General features: G+C 29.7%; 25 protein-coding genes. 14 read left to right on the forward strand and 11 right to left on the reverse strand.

Annotation, left to right across the window (positions count from 1 at the left end; genetic code table 11):
- Positions 1 to 45 precede the first annotated feature (45 nt).
- Positions 46 to 396 (forward strand): nitrous oxide-stimulated promoter family protein, encoded by a 351-nt coding sequence (locus NJU99_RS14685; RefSeq protein ID WP_254576648.1) that lies wholly within the window; start codon positions 46 to 48, stop codon positions 394 to 396.
- Here the strand turns inward: NJU99_RS14685 and ung are convergent.
- The 3 genes from ung to NJU99_RS14700 all read right to left on the reverse strand — a co-directional run bounded on the left by ung (position 386) and on the right by NJU99_RS14700 (position 4151).
- Positions 386 to 1033, reverse strand: a complete 648-nt coding sequence (gene ung / locus NJU99_RS14690) for a uracil-DNA glycosylase (protein WP_254576649.1) — start codon at positions 1031 to 1033, stop codon at positions 386 to 388. The genes NJU99_RS14685 and ung overlap by 11 nt on opposite strands.
- Before the next feature lie 65 nt (positions 1034 to 1098).
- The gene (locus NJU99_RS14695; protein WP_254576650.1) at positions 1099 to 2490 is read right to left on the reverse strand and encodes an aldehyde dehydrogenase family protein; all 1392 of its coding nucleotides are present in this window, start codon (positions 2488 to 2490) and stop codon (positions 1099 to 1101) included.
- 14 nt (positions 2491 to 2504) lie between these two features.
- Positions 2505 to 4151, reverse strand: a complete 1647-nt coding sequence (locus NJU99_RS14700; protein WP_254576651.1) for an acetolactate synthase large subunit — start codon at positions 4149 to 4151, stop codon at positions 2505 to 2507.
- Between the two features lie 222 nt (positions 4152 to 4373).
- On the opposite strand from NJU99_RS14700, the gene NJU99_RS14705 reads away from it, so the two are divergent.
- From NJU99_RS14705 to NJU99_RS14720, 4 genes are all read left to right on the forward strand, one after another.
- The gene (locus tag NJU99_RS14705) at positions 4374 to 5024 is read left to right on the forward strand and encodes an HAD family hydrolase (protein ID WP_254576652.1); all 651 of its coding nucleotides are present in this window, start codon (positions 4374 to 4376) and stop codon (positions 5022 to 5024) included.
- A complete protein-coding gene (locus NJU99_RS14710) occupies positions 5024 to 5263 on the forward strand; it encodes a hypothetical protein (protein WP_254576653.1) in 240 nt (79 codons plus the stop codon). The genes NJU99_RS14705 and NJU99_RS14710 overlap by 1 nt, the downstream gene beginning before the upstream one ends.
- 62 nt (positions 5264 to 5325) lie before the next feature.
- Entirely contained in the window at positions 5326 to 5751 is a 426-nt protein-coding gene (locus NJU99_RS14715; RefSeq protein ID WP_254576654.1) for a MarR family winged helix-turn-helix transcriptional regulator, read from the forward strand.
- Positions 5751 to 6896, forward strand: a complete 1146-nt coding sequence (locus NJU99_RS14720; protein WP_254576655.1) for a multidrug effflux MFS transporter — start codon at positions 5751 to 5753, stop codon at positions 6894 to 6896. Before NJU99_RS14715 ends, NJU99_RS14720 begins: the two co-directional genes overlap by 1 nt.
- Positions 6897 to 6915: 19 nt before the next feature.
- Here NJU99_RS14720 and NJU99_RS14725 read toward each other — a convergent pair whose 3' ends face one another.
- Positions 6916 to 7296: a hypothetical protein gene (locus NJU99_RS14725; protein ID WP_254576656.1), complete on the reverse strand. Its 381-nt coding sequence runs from the start codon at positions 7294 to 7296 to the stop codon at positions 6916 to 6918.
- A 168-nt stretch (positions 7297 to 7464) separates the two neighbouring features.
- Between NJU99_RS14725 and NJU99_RS14730 the strand changes: the two genes are divergently transcribed.
- Positions 7465 to 8304 carry a bacteriohemerythrin gene (locus NJU99_RS14730; RefSeq protein WP_254576657.1) on the forward strand — a complete coding sequence of 280 codons (840 nt, stop codon included), beginning with the start codon at positions 7465 to 7467 and terminating at the stop codon, positions 8302 to 8304.
- A 103-nt stretch (positions 8305 to 8407) separates the two neighbouring features.
- Positions 8408 to 8923 carry a rhodanese-like domain-containing protein gene (locus tag NJU99_RS14735; RefSeq protein ID WP_254576658.1) on the forward strand — a complete coding sequence of 172 codons (516 nt, stop codon included), beginning with the start codon at positions 8408 to 8410 and terminating at the stop codon, positions 8921 to 8923.
- 33 nt (positions 8924 to 8956) lie between these two features.
- Here the strand turns inward: NJU99_RS14735 and NJU99_RS14740 are convergent, their stop codons facing one another.
- Positions 8957 to 10231, reverse strand: a complete 1275-nt coding sequence (locus NJU99_RS14740; protein ID WP_254576659.1) for a DASH family cryptochrome — start codon at positions 10229 to 10231, stop codon at positions 8957 to 8959.
- A 64-nt stretch (positions 10232 to 10295) separates the two neighbouring features.
- Complete coding sequence (dksA, locus tag NJU99_RS14745) at positions 10296 to 10676, reverse strand: RNA polymerase-binding protein DksA (RefSeq protein WP_254576660.1); 381 nt, start codon at positions 10674 to 10676, stop codon at positions 10296 to 10298.
- A gap of 66 nt (positions 10677 to 10742) precedes the next feature.
- On the opposite strand from dksA, the gene NJU99_RS14750 reads away from it, so the two are divergent.
- Together NJU99_RS14750 and NJU99_RS14755 are read left to right on the forward strand one after the other, a co-directional pair.
- On the forward strand, positions 10743 to 10934 hold the full coding sequence (locus NJU99_RS14750; protein WP_254576661.1) for a hypothetical protein: 192 nt from the start codon (positions 10743 to 10745) through the stop codon (positions 10932 to 10934).
- A 114-nt stretch (positions 10935 to 11048) separates the two neighbouring features.
- A complete protein-coding gene (locus NJU99_RS14755; protein ID WP_254576662.1) occupies positions 11049 to 11870 on the forward strand; it encodes a hypothetical protein in 822 nt (273 codons plus the stop codon).
- 25 nt (positions 11871 to 11895) lie between these two features.
- Here the strand turns inward: NJU99_RS14755 and NJU99_RS14760 are convergent, their stop codons facing one another.
- From NJU99_RS14760 to NJU99_RS14780, 5 genes are all read right to left on the reverse strand, one after another.
- A complete protein-coding gene (locus tag NJU99_RS14760) occupies positions 11896 to 12300 on the reverse strand; it encodes a DUF350 domain-containing protein (protein ID WP_254576663.1) in 405 nt (134 codons plus the stop codon).
- Between the two features lie 151 nt (positions 12301 to 12451).
- Complete coding sequence (locus NJU99_RS14765) at positions 12452 to 12919, reverse strand: hypothetical protein (protein WP_254576664.1); 468 nt, start codon at positions 12917 to 12919, stop codon at positions 12452 to 12454.
- 542 nt (positions 12920 to 13461) lie between these two features.
- Positions 13462 to 14304, reverse strand: coding sequence for a hypothetical protein (locus NJU99_RS14770; RefSeq protein ID WP_254576665.1), 843 nt, complete (start codon positions 14302 to 14304; stop codon positions 13462 to 13464).
- Between the two features lie 164 nt (positions 14305 to 14468).
- Complete coding sequence (locus NJU99_RS14775) at positions 14469 to 15689, reverse strand: BaiN/RdsA family NAD(P)/FAD-dependent oxidoreductase (RefSeq protein WP_254576666.1); 1221 nt, start codon at positions 15687 to 15689, stop codon at positions 14469 to 14471.
- Positions 15690 to 15748: 59 nt separating this feature from the next.
- Positions 15749 to 16075: a cupin domain-containing protein gene (locus NJU99_RS14780; protein WP_254576667.1), complete on the reverse strand. Its 327-nt coding sequence runs from the start codon at positions 16073 to 16075 to the stop codon at positions 15749 to 15751.
- A 371-nt stretch (positions 16076 to 16446) separates the two neighbouring features.
- On the opposite strand from NJU99_RS14780, the gene NJU99_RS14785 reads away from it, so the two are divergent.
- The 5 genes from NJU99_RS14785 to NJU99_RS14805 are packed head-to-tail and all read left to right on the forward strand — an operon-like array spanning position 16447 to position 20081.
- Positions 16447 to 17715 (forward strand): O-acetylhomoserine aminocarboxypropyltransferase/cysteine synthase family protein, encoded by a 1269-nt coding sequence (locus NJU99_RS14785; RefSeq protein WP_254576668.1) that lies wholly within the window; start codon positions 16447 to 16449, stop codon positions 17713 to 17715.
- A gap of 12 nt (positions 17716 to 17727) precedes the next feature.
- Entirely contained in the window at positions 17728 to 18141 is a 414-nt protein-coding gene (locus tag NJU99_RS14790) for an RrF2 family transcriptional regulator (protein ID WP_254576669.1), read from the forward strand.
- A gap of 12 nt (positions 18142 to 18153) precedes the next feature.
- A complete protein-coding gene (cysK, locus tag NJU99_RS14795; protein WP_254576670.1) occupies positions 18154 to 19086 on the forward strand; it encodes a cysteine synthase A in 933 nt (310 codons plus the stop codon).
- 48 nt (positions 19087 to 19134) lie between these two features.
- Positions 19135 to 19365, forward strand: coding sequence for a DUF2061 domain-containing protein (locus tag NJU99_RS14800; RefSeq protein ID WP_254576671.1), 231 nt, complete (start codon positions 19135 to 19137; stop codon positions 19363 to 19365).
- 11 nt (positions 19366 to 19376) lie between these two features.
- On the forward strand, positions 19377 to 20081 hold the full coding sequence (locus tag NJU99_RS14805) for a phosphoadenylyl-sulfate reductase (RefSeq protein ID WP_254576672.1): 705 nt from the start codon (positions 19377 to 19379) through the stop codon (positions 20079 to 20081).
- Positions 20082 to 20087: the final 6 nt, after the last annotated feature.

Raw genomic sequence — 20087 nt, forward strand, 5'->3', positions numbered from 1 at the left:
TTAAATAAGACAAATTTTACCCTAATTAAATTAAAGAGACATTTTATGAAAATAGAAAAATTTAATACTGAAATTGACACACTAAATAGTTTTTTTAAGACTTACTGTCAAGATAACCATGATAGGCAAGAAAAAAGAAATCTTGTTTTGATGTATAATGACAAAATTTTTGATTTAGAACTTTCTTTATGTTCTCAATGCTATATGGATATAAAATACTGTTTTGATAGACTAAAACAATGTCCTCATGAAGAGAAGCCAAAATGTAGAAAATGTTCGAATCCTTGCTATGAAAAAAATCAATGGAAAAATACTGCGAAAGTTATGAGATATAGTGCTGTAAAACTAAAGCTTGTTGAAGTAAAAAAAAGAGTAAAAAGCTTTTTTACCAATTAATCTCTTTTTTTCCTAAGTTTTTTAGTATTTCATTTGTTTTAGAAAAATGCTTACATCCGAAAAAACCTCTATATGCAGACAGTGGACTTGGATGAACACCTTTTAAAATATGATGTGTAGTAGTATCTATAATCTTCTCTTTTTTTATAGCACTACTTCCCCATAAAATAAACACTATATCTTTACAATTTGCACTTATAAATTTGATTAGATTATCTGTAAATATTTCCCATCCCATTTTATGATGTGATTTAGCTTTTGCTTCTTCTACTGTTAAAATTGCATTGATTAATAAAACACCATCTTTTGCCCATGAATTTAAATCCCCATGTTCACAAGTTGAAGTCTTACCTAAATCTTCTTGTATCTCTTTTAACATATTTCTCATTGATGGAGGATTTTTAATCTCAACTGGCGTTGAAAAGGCTAAACCCTGTGCTTGGCCTGCTCCATGATATGGATCTTGCCCTAAAAGTACAACTTTTGTATTTTCAAGTGGTGTTAAAGTAAAAGCATTAAAAATTTTATCTTTTGCTGGGAAAACTGTAGTTGTTTCATAAGCTTTATTAACTTGGCTCATCAAGTTTTGATAATACTCTTTTTTTTCTTCTTCTTTAAAAAAATCATCCCAAGTCATGTACGTTCCTATAAATAAAATGATTAAACTAAGAGTTAAACTCTTAGTTTAAAATATTTCGTATCTTATAATACAGGAGATTTAATTACCATTAATTTTTCATTAGTCATCTCTTCCATTGAGTTTGAAATACCTCCAAGACCAAGTCCTGAAGCTTTTGCTCCTCCAAATGGCATCCAGTCAACTCTAAATGCAGTATGGTCATTTACCATCACAGCAGTACCATTTAATCTTTTTACAGCTTTTAATGCTGTATCAATATTTTTTGTAAATACAGCTGCTTGGAAAGAAACTTCTAAAGCATTTGCTCTATCAAAAGCTTCTTCAATATCACTATATGAATAAATACAAACAACAGGTCCAAAGACCTCTTTTGTAGATACTAAAGCATCATCAGCAGGGTTTAAAATAACTGTTGGTTCATAACAAGAATCTGAGATTCTTGAACCACCTGTTAAAATTTTTCCACCTTTTAGAACAGCCTCCTCAACCCAAGACTCTACTCTATCAACTTCAGCATTATTAATTAAAGGCCCTACTTCTGTTTTTTCATCTAGTTGATTTCCAACTACTAGTTTAGAAGCATATTCACTTAGTTTATTTGCTACCTCATCAACTATATCTTCATGTACATATACTCTTTGTACAGATACACAAACTTGCCCTGCGTGATAGAAGCCACCTTTACCAATAGAAGGAATTAAATCCTCAATATCAGCATCTTTTTCTACAATCACTGGTGCAACTCCACCATGTTCAAGTGCTACTCTTGTACCTTTTGCTACTTTTGAGTTTAAATACCAACCAACATCTCCAGAACCTATAAATGTTAAGAAATTAACCTTTGGAGAAGTTGCTAATAACTCCCCTGCATTTCTATCACAAACAACTGCTTGAGCCCAACCTTTTGGAAGACCTGCTTCTTCTAATATCTCAACTAATCTAATAGCTGACATTGGAGTTTGTGTAGCTGGTTTTATAATAACTGGACAACCAACAGCAAGTGCTGGTATTACTTGATGAACAGCTAAGTTAAAAGGATGATTAAAAGCAGAAATTGCAGCAACTACCCCAATTGGTTCTTTGAAAGTATATGCCATTCTATTTACACTACTTGCTGTATGACCCATAGCTATTTCTTTACCTTCATGGGCACCTAAATGCTCAATAGCAAGTTTCACACCATTTATAGCTCTATTTACTTCTACTTGTGAATCCACCCAAGGTTTACCACCCTCACTTGCACAAAGCTTAGTTAATTCATCTACTTGTGAACTCATAATCTTCATAACTTTTTCTAAAATCTCTATTCTTTTAAACTTAGGTAAGGCATTTTCATGGTCCAAAAATGTTGCCTGCGCTAAATCAATAGCCTCTTGAACTTCTTGCGTTGTAGAAAAAGGAACTTCTCCTACCTTACTTCCATCAAATGGTGATGTTACTTCAATTTTACTCATGCTTTCTCCTTTATTTATATTAAACATTGTTTTTTAGCTAATAGTTCATTTAAAATTTCATGATTTAAAGAGTAATCAACTGCTAAATCTATTAAATGAACACCTTTACCATTTACACACTCTTCAAATGTTTTCTCAAACTCTTCACAAGAACTTGGCCTATGTCCTGTAGCACCATATGATTTAGCATACTGAACAAAATCAGGATTATCTAAATCAAGTCCGTATGTATCAAAGCCCATTCCTGTTTGTTTCCACTTAATCATTCCATATGCATTATCATTTAGAATAATTACAGTTAAATCAAGTTTTAGTCTAACTGCTGTTTCTAACTCTTGGGAGTTCATCATAAATCCACCATCTCCACAAACTGCTACAACTTTTTTATCTGGATTTACCATCTTTGCAGCCATTGCTGATGGAAGTCCCGCTCCCATAGTTGCAAGTGCATTATCAAGTAAAAGTGTATTTGGGTATGAACATCTATAGTTTCTTGCAAACCAGATTTTATAAACTCCATTATCTAAAGTTACTATATCTTCATAATCTAAAACTTTTCTAATAACTCTTACAACTCTTTGAGGAAGTGCAGGAAATCTATTATCTTCAAAGTATTTATTTAAATGAGTTTTTATCTCTTTTACCATTCTTTTATAATAATCAAAATCCCAATGGTCTTGAACAGAAATAGCTGTTGTTAAAGAATCAACGCTACTTGCAATATCCCCTAATATATCAAGTTGTGGGAAATATGTATCATCTACATCTGATGGGAAGAAGTTTACATGAATTACTTTTGTAGCATCTTCACTATTATCCATAAAAAATGGTGGTTTCTCAATTACATCATGTCCTACATTTATGATTAAATCAGCTCTTTCAATAGCACAATGAATAAAATCATCTTGAGATAGTGCTGCTGTACTTAAACATAGTTTATGATTTTCATCAACTACTCCCTTACCCATTTGAGTTGAGAAGAAAGGTATTCCTGTTTCATTTACAAAGTTTGTAAGGGCATTTCCAATTCTGTTTCTATTTGCTCCTGCACCTATTAAAAGAAGTGGTCTTTTTGCTTTTTCAATCATCCTAACTGCATCTAAAATTACATCTTTATTTGCATGGGGATACTTTACATCCCTAACTGGGTAAATATTATGTTCAACCTCTTCTTCTGCTATATCTTCTGGTAACTCAATAAGTGCAGCTCCTGGTCTTTCAGTTGTTGCAACTTTAAAAGCTTCTCTTACCATAGATGGAATATTGTTTCCATTTACTACTTGTTTTGAATATTTAGTCATAGGTTTCATCATATTTACAATATCTATGATTTGAAATCTACCTTGTTTTGATTTTTTAATAGGCTTTTGCCCTGTAATCATAAGTATTGGCATACCACCAAGTTGTGCATAAGCTGCACTTGTTGCAAAATTTGTTGCTCCTGGGCCTAAAGTGGATAAACAAACTCCAACTTTTCCAGTAAGTCTTCCATATGTTGCAGCCATAAAACCTGCTGCTTGTTCATGTCTTGTTAGTATAAGTTTAATTTTGGATTGTCTTAACGACTCTAATAAATCTAAATTCTCTTCACCTGGTATTCCAAAAATATACTCAACATCCTCATTTTCTAAAGCTTTTACAAATAAATCTGATGCTTTCATAGTGTTATCACCTTTTAATATATTTATTATTGATAATCATATTCAATATCTATTAAACTCTTTCTTAATAAACCCCCATTTATTAGAAAAAGTACCTAAAGTGTTTCAACCATTAGTCTATTTGCTCTCCATAAATAATATTGTATCACTTTTTTTTAATATTTATACAAAGTTAATTATATTTAATATAGTATTGAGTCCATAATTATATAAAGGACTATTTTGAAAAATAAAGCCATAATTTTTGACTTAGATGGAACATTGATAGATTCATTAGAAGATATTGCTATTTGTATGAATCAAGTTCTCATCGAATTAAACCTACCACATCATGAATTAAACGATTATAAAAACTTTGTAGGTGGTGGTATTGATTTTCTTGTAAACAATGCTTTAGCTGATGATACAAACGAAAAAGTAAAAGAAGAAGTTACAAATAGATTTAAAGTTGTATATGACCAAAAACTTCATGCTAAAACTAAGCCTTATGATGGAATTTATGAGCTATTAGAAGAGCTTGAAAAAAGAGATTATAAGATAGGTATTTTATCAAATAAACCACATGAATTTACTATTGCTTATGCAAACTCTTTATTCTCTCAATTTAATATTGAAGAAATTCATGGACAAAAAGCTCATATTGAAAAAAAGCCAAATCCAAGTGCAGCTATACAGATTGCAAATAGTTTTGAAACTCCTTGCGAAGAAGTATATTTTGTGGGAGATACACAAGTAGATATGCAAACTGCAAAAAATGCAAAGATGAAAGGAATAGGTGTTCTTTGGGGCTTTAGAACTAAAGAAGAATTACTTGAAAGTGGAGCTGATTTTCTAGTTAAAAAACCACTTGATATACTGGATATTATAGAATAATGAGTGATTATAAACCTGTTGCGTGTCACTTTTACGATGAGCTTGAGAGTGCCGCTGTTAAAAGAAAATTAAATACTATTGTTTTTATAAATGATGAAAATAAAGAAGAGAGTATTAAGGATTTAATAGTTGACTTTAAAACACTAAACAAAGAAGAATTTGCTCTTTTAAAAAGTGGTTTAAAAATAAGACTTGATAAAATCATAAATTTTAACGAGCTAGACCCTAAAGGGTTCTAGTTCTTTTTATTTGCTTCAAAGGTTGCATATGCAACTATTGCATATACAATTTAAGGAATATTATGAAATATGAACTACACGAATCAATCGGATTTAAAATAAATCAAACAGTAAATAAAATAAATAGTAAGTTCTCGCAAGTTTTACAAAAGTATGAGATAGCTCCTGAACAAAGGGCTACATTAGAGATTATAAAATATGAAGAGGATGTAAACCAAACTAAGATTTCACAAACTCTAGGAAAAGATAAAACTACTATAAGTAGAGCCCTTAGAACATTGGAAAACAAAGAACTTATTATAAGAAATAAAGCTGATAGAAGAACAAATATAATAAAACTAAGCCCTAAAGGTGAAGAGATTTTAGAAAAAAGTCAAAAAGAGGTAAAAGAATTTAGAGAAAGTATAATACAAAATTTATCAAATGAAGAGTTTAATACTTTAAAAACACTACTTGAAAAAGTAGCTTCAAATGTAGAGTGCAAATAATGAGAAAATCAATAAATCATATTTATCTTATAATTCTTTTATCTGCTCTATCATCAGTTGCTCCAATGGGAGTGGATACTTACCTTCCCTCAATTCCACAAATAGCAAAATACTTTAGTGTAAGTATTGAAAAAATTGAGCTTTCTTTATCTATTTTTCTTATAGGTTTTGCGATAGGTCAAATTTTTGGAGGACCTATTTCGGATAGATATGGGAGAAGAAAAGGCTCAATAATCGGACTTCTAGGCTTTAGTTTCTTTAGTTTTCTAATAATCTTTTCTACAAATATTTATGAACTATGGTTATATAGATTCTTTGAAGCCTTTTTTGGAGGAATAGTTGTAGTAAACGCAGCAGCAAGTGTAAGAGATAGATTTCATGGGAAAGAAGCTGCTAAAGTATTTTCACTAATGGGAATGGTAAGAAGCCTTGCACCGATGGTTGCTCCTTTTATTGGTGCATTTATTATTCACTTTTATAGTTGGAAAGCTGTGTTTATATTTTTAACTGTTTACTCACTTGTAGTTGCTTTTTTAGTTTATAAGGATTTAGAAGAGAGTTTTACTTATGTAAAACAAAATGTATTTAACTCTTTTAAAATTGTACTAAGTAATTATGATGCTGTAAAATATATGTTAGTTCTTGGTCTGTCTTTTGGAGGTTTTTTTATACTTATTTCAAAGAGTTCTTTTATTTATATAGAGCATTATGGAATTTCAACTGATTATTTTCCTTTGTTTTTTGGAATAAACTTTGTAGTTTTAATGGCACTTATTAGAGTAAATGTCTCTTTACTTAAAAGCTTTACTACAAAACAAATAGTTAAGTTTGCCCTACTTGTACAAATAGTTTCAGGAGGTTTATTTTTACTGAATCACGAGTCTATTTCACTTGTGTTTACAGTTGTTTTAATAGCTTGTTATATGGGTGTGATGGCTTTTGTTTTTGGTAATTGTTTAGCTTTAGCTATTGAATTTTTTCCTAAAAATGCTGGGGTTGCTTCAAGTGTTATTGGGGTTTTACAGTTTGGATTAGGAGCGATTGTTTCATCAATTTCTCTAAGTTTTTCAAATCATACTTTCTTGCCAATTGCAATAAGTATAACTATCTCTTCAATTTTAGCTATTTTGCTTTTAAGAAAGTAAGTATAAAGTCTTTTAGACTTTATACTTCTAAATCAAAAAACAGTTCTTCTGTTTTTTGGTATTTTGCTACTGAACAAGAGATTTTAATAGCATTATCATAATCCTTGAACTCATCTAAAAATAGTTTCTTTAGTTTTTCCACATCTGTAGTTCTAAAAATAAAATATCCTAAAATATCAGAACTTCTTGAACCTGGTTTTTCTATACCAAAACTATCAAACTTCCAATGAATACCTTTTGTAAAAAAGAAAACTTCTTTAATTCTTTTTTTTAGGTCTGCTCTAACATTGTCATTAAAAGCTTTTAAGTGTACATAAAAAGCAACATTTGTATTAAATTCATCTTGAATTAATTTTTTCTGACTATCAGTAACTGGTTCTTGTGTTATTTCACCACTCATAAAATACCTTTTTACTATAATATTTTTGTAATTATATAGAATAAACATAAGAATAAGGATAAATCTGCAACTTAATTATAAATTTAATACAACTTTTCTATCATACTTTATTATTATTTTAATATCTTAGGTATATAATAAATATAACTTCTTTAAAAAGGCTTCATTATGGACTTTGAAATAGATGCAGAAGAACTAATATGGAAAAGTGAATATAACATTGGCAATTTACAAATAGATAAAGAACATCAACAACTTTTTAATATTGCAAGAAAAGCATTTAATGTAAATAAACTACAAGATGAAAAAACAAAACTACAAGAGTTAAAATCTATAATAACTGAGTTATTTGAATATGTGGGTCAACACTTTAATGATGAACAAAAACTTATGGAAAGAATTAAATATCCACATCTAAAAGATCACAAAAAACTTCATGTACAAATGATTGATATGTTAAAGAAAATCATAAAAGATTTTAACACTCTTGAAATAGCACAAATTGAAAAGAGACTTTTTTTATTTATAGATGATTATTTTGTAAAACATATTATTTTAGAAGATAAAAAAATCCAACTTTGGCAAACCCCTTTAGATGAACTAAGAAAAAATTTTGGATGGAAGCATGTTTATAGTGTAAACAACTCAAAAATAGATCAAGAGCATAAACAACTCTTTGATATTGCAAAAGAAGCCTTTAAAACAGTGGATGATAAGGATAGAAATAAAAAAATCAAATCTATATTAGTTGAACTTTATGATTATATGAAAACTCACTTTAGCGATGAAGAAACATATATGCAAGAAGTAAACTATCCAGAACTGCAAAATCATAAGAAAATTCATAAAGGAATAATTAGTGAGTTAAATAGTTTTGTAAAAGAGCTTCCTAATTTAAAACCTGAAGTCTTTGAAAAAGAGCTTGCAATTATAATTGACTTAACACTTGTCCAACATATAATTCAAGAAGATAGAAAAATCATAAGATGGCAACAAAGCAAAAGTTAAACTATAATCTAAGCTTATGATTTAAATATAATCTTTTTATATAATTCTTAAAGAAAGATTAAAGTATTTTCCTATATGATATGTAAAAATATAAGGAAAACTAATGAAACTAAAATCACTTTTATTAATGTCATTCTTAAGTATAAGTTCTATTTTTGCTCAAGATTTTATCAGTTACAAGCAGTTAACAAGTAAGCTTATAAATGAAGACAAAAAAGCTGGAAACTATGCTAGTGATGAAGATGTAAAGAAAGCTCTAAAAGCAAAAGATTGGCTAGTTGTAGATGTAAGAACAAAAGAAGAATGGTCATCAGCACATATAAAAGGAAGTGCTAGAGTTGGAAGACAAGCCCCTGAAAAAGCCTTAGAACTTTTCGTATATGATATGGATGATAACTTTGTAAAGAAAAATCTGATTGTTGTTTGCAATACTGCAAAAAGAGCTTCACTTGAAGCACAAACTTTTAGAAAAATGGGCTTTAAAGAAGTAAAAATTTATGATATTTATTCATGGATTGATAATTGTAATCCTGTTGCAACTGGATATTCATCAAAAAAACATAAGACTGGTACAAAAAATAAGTTTGGATTTTACTACGCAGAACACTGTAAGAAATAGAGTTCTCCCAAGTTTACTTGGGAGAAAGCTCTACTAAGCTTCATTAAAAACTTCTTTTTTAACTTCTTGGGACATTTTATGATAATCGATAAAAGAACTACTTCTTCTATCTAACCAAGTTTTTATATAATTATCACCACCATAGGTATGTGACTGCTTAATAGGGTCAAAAACTCTATATGTCTTATCATTACCCACATGGGCTTGATAAGCGAAGTTGCCATAGTTAGAAGCTGGATTATAATCTACTAGGTAGCTTTCAAAAAACGCAGCACAAACACGCCAATCTAAGCCTAGATTCTTAACAAAATAACTAGCTACTAACTGTCTATTTCTATTTGATAACCAACCGCTACTTTTTAACTCAATAATACTTGCATCAATAATATCAATGCCTGTATTTGCACTAAAAAACTTATCTAAGCTTTCTTTATCATTTCTAAAATTAAAATTTTTACCTTTTAATCCTGATTTTAAAAAAAGCCTATTCTTGGAATATAACATTACTAAATGAAAAAAATCTCTCCATAAAAGCTCAAAATAAATCCAATAAGAAGATTGACTTTGATAGCCTCTTCTTTCTTCTTCTTTTAACCTGTGATAAATCATTCTAGCTGAAATATTACCTGCTGATAAATAAGGTGAAAACTTAGTAGAGTTATCAAAACCACTCATAGCATTTCTAGTGTCCTTATAGCTATGGATATTATTCATATAATCTTCTAATCTTTGTTTAGCTCTATGTTCACCTGCTTCGAAAAATATGGCATCATTAGGGTATGAAATCATAGCTTTACTAAACTGTTCTGATTCAAACTCTACTGTTTTTACCTTATTTGGTAATCCTAAGGGTTTTGGAATTTCTAACTTTTCAGCTTTATTTCTAAAATGACTAAAACTTTTTGTAAAATCAAACTCAAATGGCTCTATCATAGTTTGATTAAAATAGCTTTTATGTTTATATTTGGCAAAAACTCTTTGTAGGTGTTCTTCTTCAGATCCCACTTCTTCATCAAAATATACGCTTATATCAAATTTGTCTGACAGTTTAGCTAGTGTATTTGAAAAATCATTTGTAAAACACAGATTTATCCCATATGCTTTAAGGTCTTTATAGAGTTGCTCTAATGAACTTTTTACAAAGGCTTCCCTAAATTTTCCACACTTTTTAAATCCAAATAGGTGGCCTTGTAAAATCTCAAAACTGTAAAGTCCTAGAACTCTATCATTACTCTTTGAGGCATAATATAAGCTTGGGTTGTCTTCTACTCGAAGATTGTTTCTAAATATAACTATGGCTAACTTCATGAAAACATTTTAATATAAATTCCTTTTTGTTGATAGGGAAAAAATGTCTTTCAAAATGGTTTATTTATGCAATTGAAACTTTTTCTTTATCTATATAGTTTCTACAATCAATACAATATTTTGCATGGGGTTTTACTCTAAGTCTTTTGATAGTAATCTCACTATCACACATCTCACAAAGCCCTGTGTATGTTCCATTTTCTATTTTTAGTAGTGCGTGGTTGATTAAACTTAGCTCTTTTAGTTGCTGATTCTTAATATGAGTATCGTTTGTGTAGTCTCTACTTGCTGCTGCGAAATCTGCTTCGTCATTTAAATCCATATTACTTAATGAGTCATGTTCATTTGAAATACTTTGCAGTGTAGATTCTATTTTAGCTTTATTTTCTAAAAGAAGATTCTTAATCTCTTCAATATGTTTTTTGCTTAAAGCTTTTTTTGGCATTTGTTTTCCTATAATTTCTTTATACTTTACAATAATGCAACTTAGTTGCAAATAAAGAAAGATCTTATGAATATATTTTTGAGTTTTATAAAAAAAGCAATAGATGATAAAAACTATGTAAGTTTTACCTATGAAAATAAATTATATAAAAGTGTAAAACCATTAAAACTATCTAATGAAAACTTACTTCATACAAACAAAGGTGTTTTTGAATTTTCAAAAATCAAAAACCTAACTGTTTTAAAAGATAGATTTTAATATTATCATTGCTTATTATTGATGGAATTATACTGTTTTAAAAACTATTACCTATACATAAACTGTATATTTTTTACATAGTTTTGACATAAAAAAATAAAGATGGTGAGAAAAATGAATACAAATGATTTAATGAACAAAGCCTTAGAGCTTGCCAAACTAGACGAAATGCCTTATGATACAAATATTATAGTAGAAGGTGAGGATATAAAAAAAGTACTTATTGGTGTTGATATGGAAACTCCTGAGCTACTTTTAGCACAACAAATGGGCTATGATTGTGTAGTATCACATCATCCTAAAGCTGACTCATGCTTAGTTGATTTTGCAAAAGTAATGGATGTACAAATTGATAGAATGGTAAAAGCAGGTGTTCCTATAAATAAAGCACAAAAGGTTCTTAAAAAAAGACAAGCAAGTATAGATTTAGGAAGTCATGCTTTAAACTACGATAGAGTAAGTTCTGCTGCACGACTTATGAAAATGCCTTATTTAAACATACATATTCCTGCTGATTTTATAACAGAAGAGATAGTTCAATCAAGACTTAACAAAGCCTTTGATGATAAGCCAAAAACAAAACTAAAAGATATAATTGAAGAGCTTAATTCATGGGAATACTACCAAGGAAAAGTTGCACAGCCAGTTATTAGAGTTGGTTCAAATGATGATTATGCTGGAAGAATAGAAGTTCTTATGGCAGGTGGTACAAATGGTGGAGCTGACGTGTATAAATCATATTTTGAAGCAGGAGTTGGAACTATTATAGCTATGCACATACCAGAAGATGTAAAAAAAGCTGTAATTGAACAAAATATAGGAAATATCATCATAGCACCTCATATGCCAAGTGATAGTATAGGTTTACTTGAAATTACAAAAGCATGGAGAAAAGAAGGTATAGAAGTTACTTGTATGAGTGGGATTGTAGAATAGTTTTAATACTTAATCAATGAGTTTTTTAATAACTCATTGATCCAGCATTTAATAATCCAATAGAAATTGATAAAAATGCCATTAATATACCAACAGAAATTACTCCATCAGATATCTTAGTTTTAAACGAATACTTACCACTAAGTCTTGTTACAATAAATGCAAAAATCAATTGAATCAAGATAGCAATAAAACCCCAAATTGCAAAATCAAAATAAGATGTAGAGTGTACTAATGCACTATATAATGGAATAGATACTCCAATAATAGCTCCACCAAAACCTAAAGAAGCTGCTAGATTATTGTCCTCAAAAATAAGCTTGTAATCATCATAAGGTGTAACAATTGCATATAAGTAAAGAAAGATAATCACTAATAATACAGCTGTAAGAAAAAAGCCAAGAAAGCCTGTAAATAATCCTAATTCCATTTTAAATCCTTTTTGGGAAGTTTAGCCAAAATTAGCTATGTGATTTATTATTGTAATATATAATTTTAGGGATTGTAAGATTAGTAAGATTAAGAAGTTTGTTAATTAGAAGTAAAACTGTGGACAAAGCCCACAATTTTAAATGTTTGATTTAAGAGTTGAAAATCTTAGTAATTAACTCTTTATAAGCTGAGTCTATTTTAGAATTTGCTTCTTCCACACACTCACTATCACTTAATTGTGTTGATAGAACTATATTTAAACTATCTTCAATTGAGTCTTCATCAGCAAAAACTTCAACTTCATTGATTTTTGAAAATTCCTCAGCAATAAGCTTATTAAAATCTTCAATTGAAATCACTTCATCTTTATCTAAAATCTCAATAGATTTTGAGATAAAAGACTTATTGTCTTCTCTAAACATATTTAAAGAGTAAGTGTCATTATCACAATAAACTTCCACATTTTCGCAGATATCTGTGTTTTTTAATCTATAAAAATCGCTTATGTGTTCTTTTTGAATATTTACTACTTCAACTATACTTTGATCTATAAAATCTCTTGTGCTGATAACCGTATCATTAAGATATACATCCTTATCAATAATTCTTAGACTCATTTATGGCTCCTATGTTTTTATAGTATAATTTTACCATGAATAGGCGCAAGGGTGTGTCGCAAAACTGCTATAAATTGTAATTTACAAATTAGTGTGTATTTGAAAATATTATCACAGACCTCGTTATTTGCTAGTTATATTTGATGTTATTTAGCACTTTTAAAATAATTAAAATATAAATTTATTGACTTCTTTATTTATGTTAATGCTTTGTTTTTAATGGATATTTGAATATAAGTTGTGTTTATAGCTTGAATTGCTATTTTATTTTTGGGTTTTTGTTAGAAGTTTTGCTTTATTTTGAAGAATTTATTTTAGTTTGGGCTTTTAGTTTTTATTTGTTTTGATACTTCTTTCTTTTCTTTTTAGTAAAGAAAAGAAGCAAAAGAAAAGCGTGAGCTAGGTTCCAAAATAGCTAAAAAATATATCTAAATTCTAAAGTTTTGAAACTCGGCTCGTGCCTCACCTCAAACAGTCAAAACTTCTTCACGAATTTATATAGATTTTTCTTTACGCTATTTTGAAAATGCTCACTCATAAGATTACTGTTTTTTTGAAACAATACAAGATAAACCTGTTCCCTCATTAACCCATTGATAACATGAAACATTTAATTCTCTCCTATCTTCTGAAATAACACTATTAAATATATCAGAAGCTTCAAACACAATACTTTCTTGAATTCTAACTTTATTATGACAATACACATTTAATTGAAACCCATCAGTTGGTTGTAATGCTTTAAAATTCACATTTAGCCAGTGATCATGTCCATATTCTATCATTCTTAATTCAATATCTAAATGTCCATGACCATTACCAAATTCTTGTATATCAACTTCATATTCTGTAATGCCATTTTCTTCTTTTGGAACCAATTCATCAATATTGACATCTTTAGTTTTACCATCTGGACTATTGATAATTATTGATTTGATTTTAGAATCTTTATCTGCAATTACAAAACCTAAAATTATAGGATTATAACCATTTTCACTAGGAAATAACCTATAACTATATACTCCATCAGAATAAATCCTTTTTTTTCTCTTATCTTCATAGACATTTATAAAAATTCTATAATTACTTCTAACATTTTTTTCTGCAACACTCATAATATCATGGATAAAATAATTATAATAACTTTCTATATTGGAATAACTATCTAACTGTTTTTGATTAGGCTTGATTATATTTGAAAGAACTTCTTTCTTATTTTCATTAGTCATATCAGCTAAAAAATCTTTACCTATAACTACTTTTTCAATAATTGCTCTTACTTTATTTATAAAACTTGGTAATTCTAAAGAGTAACTAAATATAGAAGCAACTAATAGGGCTACACCTAATGTTGATAAAAAACTAATTAATAAAAATAAACCCACATTATTCCCATAGTTAGGAAAATAATATCCCAAAATAAAAGAAACCAATATTGATGAAACACCAAGAAAAAATTGTTTACTAAAAATACTTAACCACAAAGATAAATCCCTTCAAATTTAATAATAATTAAATATTATACTAAATAAAGATTAAAATAAACAATTTAAATAGCTTTCCCAACCATATAACCTGAAGCCCACGCAAAATGTAGATTAAATCCACCCCTATTTCCTACTATATCTAGTACTTCTCCTGCGAAGTATAGGTTTTTGCATTTTTTGCTTTCGTATGTTTTTGGGTCTACCTCATCAGTTCGAACCCCTCCTCCACTGGCTTCTGCGTGTTTGAAGCCTTGGGTATCTGTGATTTTGAATCGCCAGTTTATTAGGTTGTTTACTATTGCTCTTATTTGTTTTGCGTTTATGTCTTTTGCTAGGGTTTCTGTTGGGATTTTACATTTTTCTAGGATTATTGGGGCTAATTTATTTGAAATTAGTCCTGTTAGAAGTAGTGAGGTATTTTGATTTGGTAGAGATTTTAGTAAACTCTCAATAGAAGCTAAAAGCTCATTTCTATTTATAGTTGGGAAAAGATTTACTGCTATTTGTACATCTTGGTATAAACTTAGAGGATATACTGCATATTGAGATATATCTAAGATAGCAAAACCTGATACTCCGTATTTTGTAAATAACACATCTCCTACTATTGAAGCTTCTTTGTTTCCATCTATATAAAGTGTAACTTCTGATTCTTTTTTTACACCTTGAAGTCTACTTTTTTGCTCATAGTCTGTATGAAGTCCTACCAGTGAAGGATATGTTAGATTTGAAGAGTGTCCAAACTTTGAAGCAAAATCCATACCTAACTCCGTTGCATTTAGCTGAGGAGCTGCTGCTAGTCCACAGCTGATTACTACTTTGTCATAATCTTTATAGATTTTTTCTTCTGTTTTTAGTTCAAACTTATCATTTTGTTTTTCTATATCTTCTACTTTTACACCTAAGTTTAGGTTTATACCAAGTGAAACACATGCACTTTCTAGTAAGTTTACTACTGACTTGGCTTCATTTGATAGAGGATATACTTTGCAAGTCTCTTTTATATCTAGTAAAAGTCCTATACTTTTACAAAACTTTTCAAAATCATTAAAAGTAAACTGTTTTAGAGCATCTTTTACAAAAGAGGGATTTTCACCAATATAGTTATTATATGTGATATTTGAGTTTGAGATATTACATCTTCCATTTCCTGATGCTAATATCTTCTTTCCTATGCCTTTGTTTATATCAAATATATCTATTGACAAGTCTTTGTTTAATCTCTTAGCAGTAATACCTGCCATAATACCAGCAGCCCCTGCTCCAATAATCGCTATTTTCAAAATCTATCCTCTTTTTATTTCTTGTTGGAATTATACTTTATATATGATGACAGCAAGGTTTAGTAAAATACTGCTAACCAAATAGTTGGATTATTAGTGTCTGTATATTTTACTCTATGCTTCACATGAGCTTTTATATCTATATAGTCATTTTTATTTAATTTTACTTCTTTTACTTTATCTTCTTCTTTAAATTCTAAAATAGCTTCACCCTCAAGTAGTAAAACAAACTCATTTTCATCTTGGTCATACCAAAAATCTTTTGGGCTTGTTTGACCAGTAGAAACAATTCGTTCAATTCTTACATTTTTATTCTTTAGTAAATCACTAAAGATTTCTTCTTTGCTATTTAAATCAATATCGTTTAAAATCGAGTGTTTTTCCATATCTGACCTCTTTAATTTAGTATAAATTATAGCATTTTTTTGTGAAAATAGTCTGTTTTTATTCTATACTAAAGTAATCAACTTTACTTTTTTACACCTTTTTTTAAAAATTTTTATCTTTTTGTCTATTTTTTTACTCAAGATTACTTTTAACTTGTTAAAATAGTATTGTAAGTACCATCTTATGGTACTTTAGTAATATGTTCAAGATTAGTGTTTTTTAGCCAAAATTAGCTCAAAAAGCCTAAATAATAGTAATTTAGTAAAGAATATCAAGTTAATTATGATTAAATCACTTGACATTAATTTTAAAATATATTACAATTTCGACATAAAACAAAAGAAAGAAGAAAAAATATAAAGGATACAAAATGCATAAAGAAACGATTGCAGTACATGGAGGCTACAACAATAAAGAGGGTTGGGGTACTATGTCTGTGCCGATTGCTCAAACAACTGCGTACGCATTTAGAGATGCTGAGCACGCTGCAAACTTATTTGCATTAAAAGAGTTAGGTTCAATCTATACTAGATTAACAAATCCAACTACTGATGTATTAGAGCAAAGACTTGCTCAACTTGAAGGTGGAGCTGGAGCTATTTGTGTATCTAGTGGTCAAGCTGCTATTTTCTACGCTATTTCAAACGTAGCAGAAGCAGGTGACAACATCCTTATCTCTGATAAATTATATGGTGGAGCTGTTACACTTTTAACTCACACTATAAAAAGATTTGGAATTACAGCAAAAGTATTTAAAAGTGCAGATGCTTCAAATTTAGAAGAGCAAATTGATGATAAGACAAAAGCAATTTTCTTTGAATCTTTATCAAACCCACAAATTGCAATTGCAGATGTGGAAAAAATCGTAGAGATTGGTAAAAGAAATGGAGTTTTAACTATTTGTGATAACACAGTAGCAAGTCCAGCTTTATTTAATCCAATCAAATGGGGAGTTGATGTAGTAGTTCACTCAACATCTAAGTTTATAAATGGTCAAGGTACTGCTGTTGGTGGTGCTATTATTGAAAGAGATGGTTTAGCAGATTTCTTTAAAGAAAACTCTAAAAGATACTATCACTTTGTAGAGCCAGATGCAAGTTACCATGGTTTAGTTTATACTGATGTGCCATTGCCAAACTTTTGTTTAAGAATTAGGTTAGCACTATTAAGAGATATTGGGGCTTGTCAATCTCCAAATACATCTTGGTTACTATTACAAACTATTGAAACTTTAGAAATTAGAATGGAAAAACACTCTAAAAACTCTTTAGAGGTTGCTAAATTCTTAGAAGCTCATCCAAAAGTTAAGTCTGTTAACTACCCTGGATTAGAATCAAGTCCATATTATGATAAAGCTCAAAAGTACTTTGAAGGTGGAAAAGCTTCTGGTCTTATCTCTTTTGAAGCCGAGTCTTACGAGGAAGCAAAAAAAGTGATTGATAGTACTAAACTATTTAGTGTTGTTGTAAATATTGGTGATTCAAAATCACTTATTGTACAACCTGCTTCTACAACTCACTCTCAGTTAAGCCCTGAGGAGTTAGAAAAAGCTGGTGTAAACCCTACTACGGTTAGATTATCAATTGGTTTAGAAAATCCTGCTGATTTAATAGAAGATTTAAATCAAGCATTAAATTAAGAGAGAAATAAAATGCCGTTAATATCCACAAAAGGTGTATATGGTCTTACAGCCATGTACGAACTAAGCAAGCATGACAAAGAGACTCCTATGCAAATCAAGGAGATCTCTTCAAATGCTAATATTCCTCAAAACTACTTAGAACAACTTCTAAGTAAGTTAAGAAGAGCCGAACTTGTAAAAAGTATTAGAGGTGCTAAGGGTGGATATATCCTAGCTCATAATGCTGAAGATATCAAGGTTGTTGATATTTTAATAGCATTAGAGGATGATTTAAAGATTGTTGATGCTAAAGCTTCGAATCCAATTTTGAATATCTTTTTTGATGATTCGAAGCAAAGCATGAAAAAAATATTTGATGTGACTCTAGCTGGTCTAGATGATTATCAAGATAAATACAATGAATTTTTACATTATAGTATATAAAGGAAATAAATTATGAATTACGCTGAAAATTTAACACAATTAATTGGAAACACTCCATTAGTAAAATTACAAGGTTCTAGTAACGCAAGTGGTGCTACTGTATTAGGTAAGTGTGAGTTTATGAACCCATCTCACTCTGTTAAAGATAGAATTGGTACAAACATGATTAACACTGCTTTAGAGCAAGGTTTAATCAACAAAGATACAACTGTAATTGAGCCAACTTCTGGTAATACAGGTATTGCTTTAGCTTCTGTTTGTGCAGCTTTAGGAATTAAATTAGTTCTTACTATGCCTTCATCAATGAGTATTGAAAGAAGAAGATTATTAAAAGCTTTAGGTGCTGATTTAGTATTAACAGAGCCAGAAAAAGGTATGAAAGGTGCTATTGAAAAAGCAAGTGAATTAGCAGAGCAAACAGAAAACTCTTTCATTCCACAACAGTTTAACAATGGTGCAAATCCAGAGATTCACAGACAAACAACTGCACAAGAAATCTTAAAAGATACAGATGGAAAAATTGATATTTTAGTTGCAGCTATTGGTACTGGTGGAACTATTACAGGTGTTGGTGAAGTATTAAAACAACACAACCCTGATATTAAAGTAATTGCAGTTGAGCCAGAAGCATCTCCTGTATTAAGTGGTGGTAAACCAGGACCTCATAAAATCCAAGGTATTGGTGCAGGATTTGTTCCAGGTGTATTAAATACTGATGTATTTGATGAAGTTCTTACAGTTGGAAATGATACTGCTATTGAAGCATCTAGAAAATTAGCTCAAACTGAAGGTTTATTAATTGGTATTTCAGCAGGAGCAAATGTTCACGCAGCAGATGTAATTGCAAACAGACCTGAAAATAAAGGTAAAACAATTGTTACTATCCTTTGTGATACAGGTGAAAGATATTTAAGTTCAGGACTATATAACTATGATGAAGAGTAATAACTCTTCATCAGTATATAGCCCTTTAAAAAGAAAGGGAAAATAAATATGCATGAAAAACCTTATAGATCTATCGTAAAGACTATATCTTGGAGAACTCTAGGAACTCTTGACACAATCATCATCTCTTATTTTATTACAGGAAGTTTAGGTATGGCTGCCTCAATTGGTTCAATCGAACTTGTTACAAAGATGATTTTATACTACTTCCATGAAAGAGCATGGAATAAGATAAATTTAGGAAGAGTTAAACCAGCAGAAAATGATTATCAAATTTAGGTAAGGTATTTATGAGTAAAGAAATAGTAAATAGATTAAATAAAGATTTAGAAAATAAATCAACACAAGAAGTAATAGCTTTCTTTTTAGAAAACTATAAAGGTAAAGTTGCTCTAAGTTCTAGTTTAGCAGCGGAAGATCAAGCTGTAACAGACATAATGTTAAAACAAGACAAAGAAGCCAGAATTTTCACACTTGATACAGGAAGACTACACCCAGAAACTTACGATGTGATGGATGCAACAAACTTAAAATACAATATTAAAATTGATGTATTTTTTCCAGATAGCCAAAAAGTTCAAGAATTATACCAAGACCAAGGTGTAAATGGACATTTTGAAAGTATTGAGAAAAGAAAAAACTGTTGTGGAATTAGAAAAATTGAGCCTTTAAAAAGAGCACTAAAAGATTTAGATGTTTGGATTACAGGACTTAGAGCAGCTCAAAGTGTAACAAGAACTGATATGCCAGTAATTGAATGGGATGAAGCTTTTGAAGTTATTAAAGTAAATCCTATTATCAACTGGAATGAAGAAGATGTATGGAACTACATCAAAGAAAATAGAGTTCCATACAACAAGTTACATGACCAAGGCTTCCCAAGTATTGGATGCGCACCATGTACAAGAGCCGTAAAAGAAGGTGAAGACATAAGAGCCGGAAGATGGTGGTGGGAGAACCCAGAACACAAAGAGTGTGGTTTACACAAGAAATAAAGGAAT

The organism is Arcobacter roscoffensis, assembly GCF_024267655.1.
Classification (GTDB): Bacteria; Campylobacterota; Campylobacteria; order Campylobacterales; family Arcobacteraceae; genus Arcobacter_B; species Arcobacter_B roscoffensis.

Bases quoted from the DNA above. Each gene is read 5' to 3' on its own strand.
- cysK (WP_254576670.1), top strand. From the start codon at position 18,154: ATGAATTACGCTGAAAATTTAACACAATTAATTGGAAACACTCCATTA.
- NJU99_RS14765 (WP_254576664.1), bottom strand. From the start codon at position 12,919: ATGAGTCTAAGAATTATTGATAAGGATGTATATCTTAATGATACGGTT.
- NJU99_RS14740 (WP_254576659.1), bottom strand. From the start codon at position 10,231: ATGAAGTTAGCCATAGTTATATTTAGAAACAATCTTCGAGTAGAAGAC.
- NJU99_RS14715 (WP_254576654.1), top strand. From the start codon at position 5,326: ATGAAATATGAACTACACGAATCAATCGGATTTAAAATAAATCAAACA.
- NJU99_RS14785 (WP_254576668.1), top strand. From the start codon at position 16,447: ATGCATAAAGAAACGATTGCAGTACATGGAGGCTACAACAATAAAGAG.
- NJU99_RS14685 (WP_254576648.1), top strand. From the start codon at position 46: ATGAAAATAGAAAAATTTAATACTGAAATTGACACACTAAATAGTTTT.
- NJU99_RS14710 (WP_254576653.1), top strand. From the start codon at position 5,024: ATGAGTGATTATAAACCTGTTGCGTGTCACTTTTACGATGAGCTTGAG.
- ung (WP_254576649.1), bottom strand. From the start codon at position 1,033: ATGACTTGGGATGATTTTTTTAAAGAAGAAGAAAAAAAAGAGTATTAT.
- NJU99_RS14780 (WP_254576667.1), bottom strand. From the start codon at position 16,075: ATGGAAAAACACTCGATTTTAAACGATATTGATTTAAATAGCAAAGAA.
- NJU99_RS14760 (WP_254576663.1), bottom strand. From the start codon at position 12,300: ATGGAATTAGGATTATTTACAGGCTTTCTTGGCTTTTTTCTTACAGCT.
- NJU99_RS14700 (WP_254576651.1), bottom strand. From the start codon at position 4,151: ATGAAAGCATCAGATTTATTTGTAAAAGCTTTAGAAAATGAGGATGTT.
- NJU99_RS14805 (WP_254576672.1), top strand. From the start codon at position 19,377: ATGAGTAAAGAAATAGTAAATAGATTAAATAAAGATTTAGAAAATAAA.
- NJU99_RS14730 (WP_254576657.1), top strand. From the start codon at position 7,465: ATGGACTTTGAAATAGATGCAGAAGAACTAATATGGAAAAGTGAATAT.
- NJU99_RS14720 (WP_254576655.1), top strand. From the start codon at position 5,751: ATGAGAAAATCAATAAATCATATTTATCTTATAATTCTTTTATCTGCT.
- NJU99_RS14735 (WP_254576658.1), top strand. From the start codon at position 8,408: ATGAAACTAAAATCACTTTTATTAATGTCATTCTTAAGTATAAGTTCT.
- NJU99_RS14750 (WP_254576661.1), top strand. From the start codon at position 10,743: ATGAATATATTTTTGAGTTTTATAAAAAAAGCAATAGATGATAAAAAC.
- NJU99_RS14755 (WP_254576662.1), top strand. From the start codon at position 11,049: ATGAATACAAATGATTTAATGAACAAAGCCTTAGAGCTTGCCAAACTA.
- NJU99_RS14800 (WP_254576671.1), top strand. From the start codon at position 19,135: ATGCATGAAAAACCTTATAGATCTATCGTAAAGACTATATCTTGGAGA.
- NJU99_RS14790 (WP_254576669.1), top strand. From the start codon at position 17,728: ATGCCGTTAATATCCACAAAAGGTGTATATGGTCTTACAGCCATGTAC.
- NJU99_RS14695 (WP_254576650.1), bottom strand. From the start codon at position 2,490: ATGAGTAAAATTGAAGTAACATCACCATTTGATGGAAGTAAGGTAGGA.
- NJU99_RS14725 (WP_254576656.1), bottom strand. From the start codon at position 7,296: ATGAGTGGTGAAATAACACAAGAACCAGTTACTGATAGTCAGAAAAAA.
- dksA (WP_254576660.1), bottom strand. From the start codon at position 10,676: ATGCCAAAAAAAGCTTTAAGCAAAAAACATATTGAAGAGATTAAGAAT.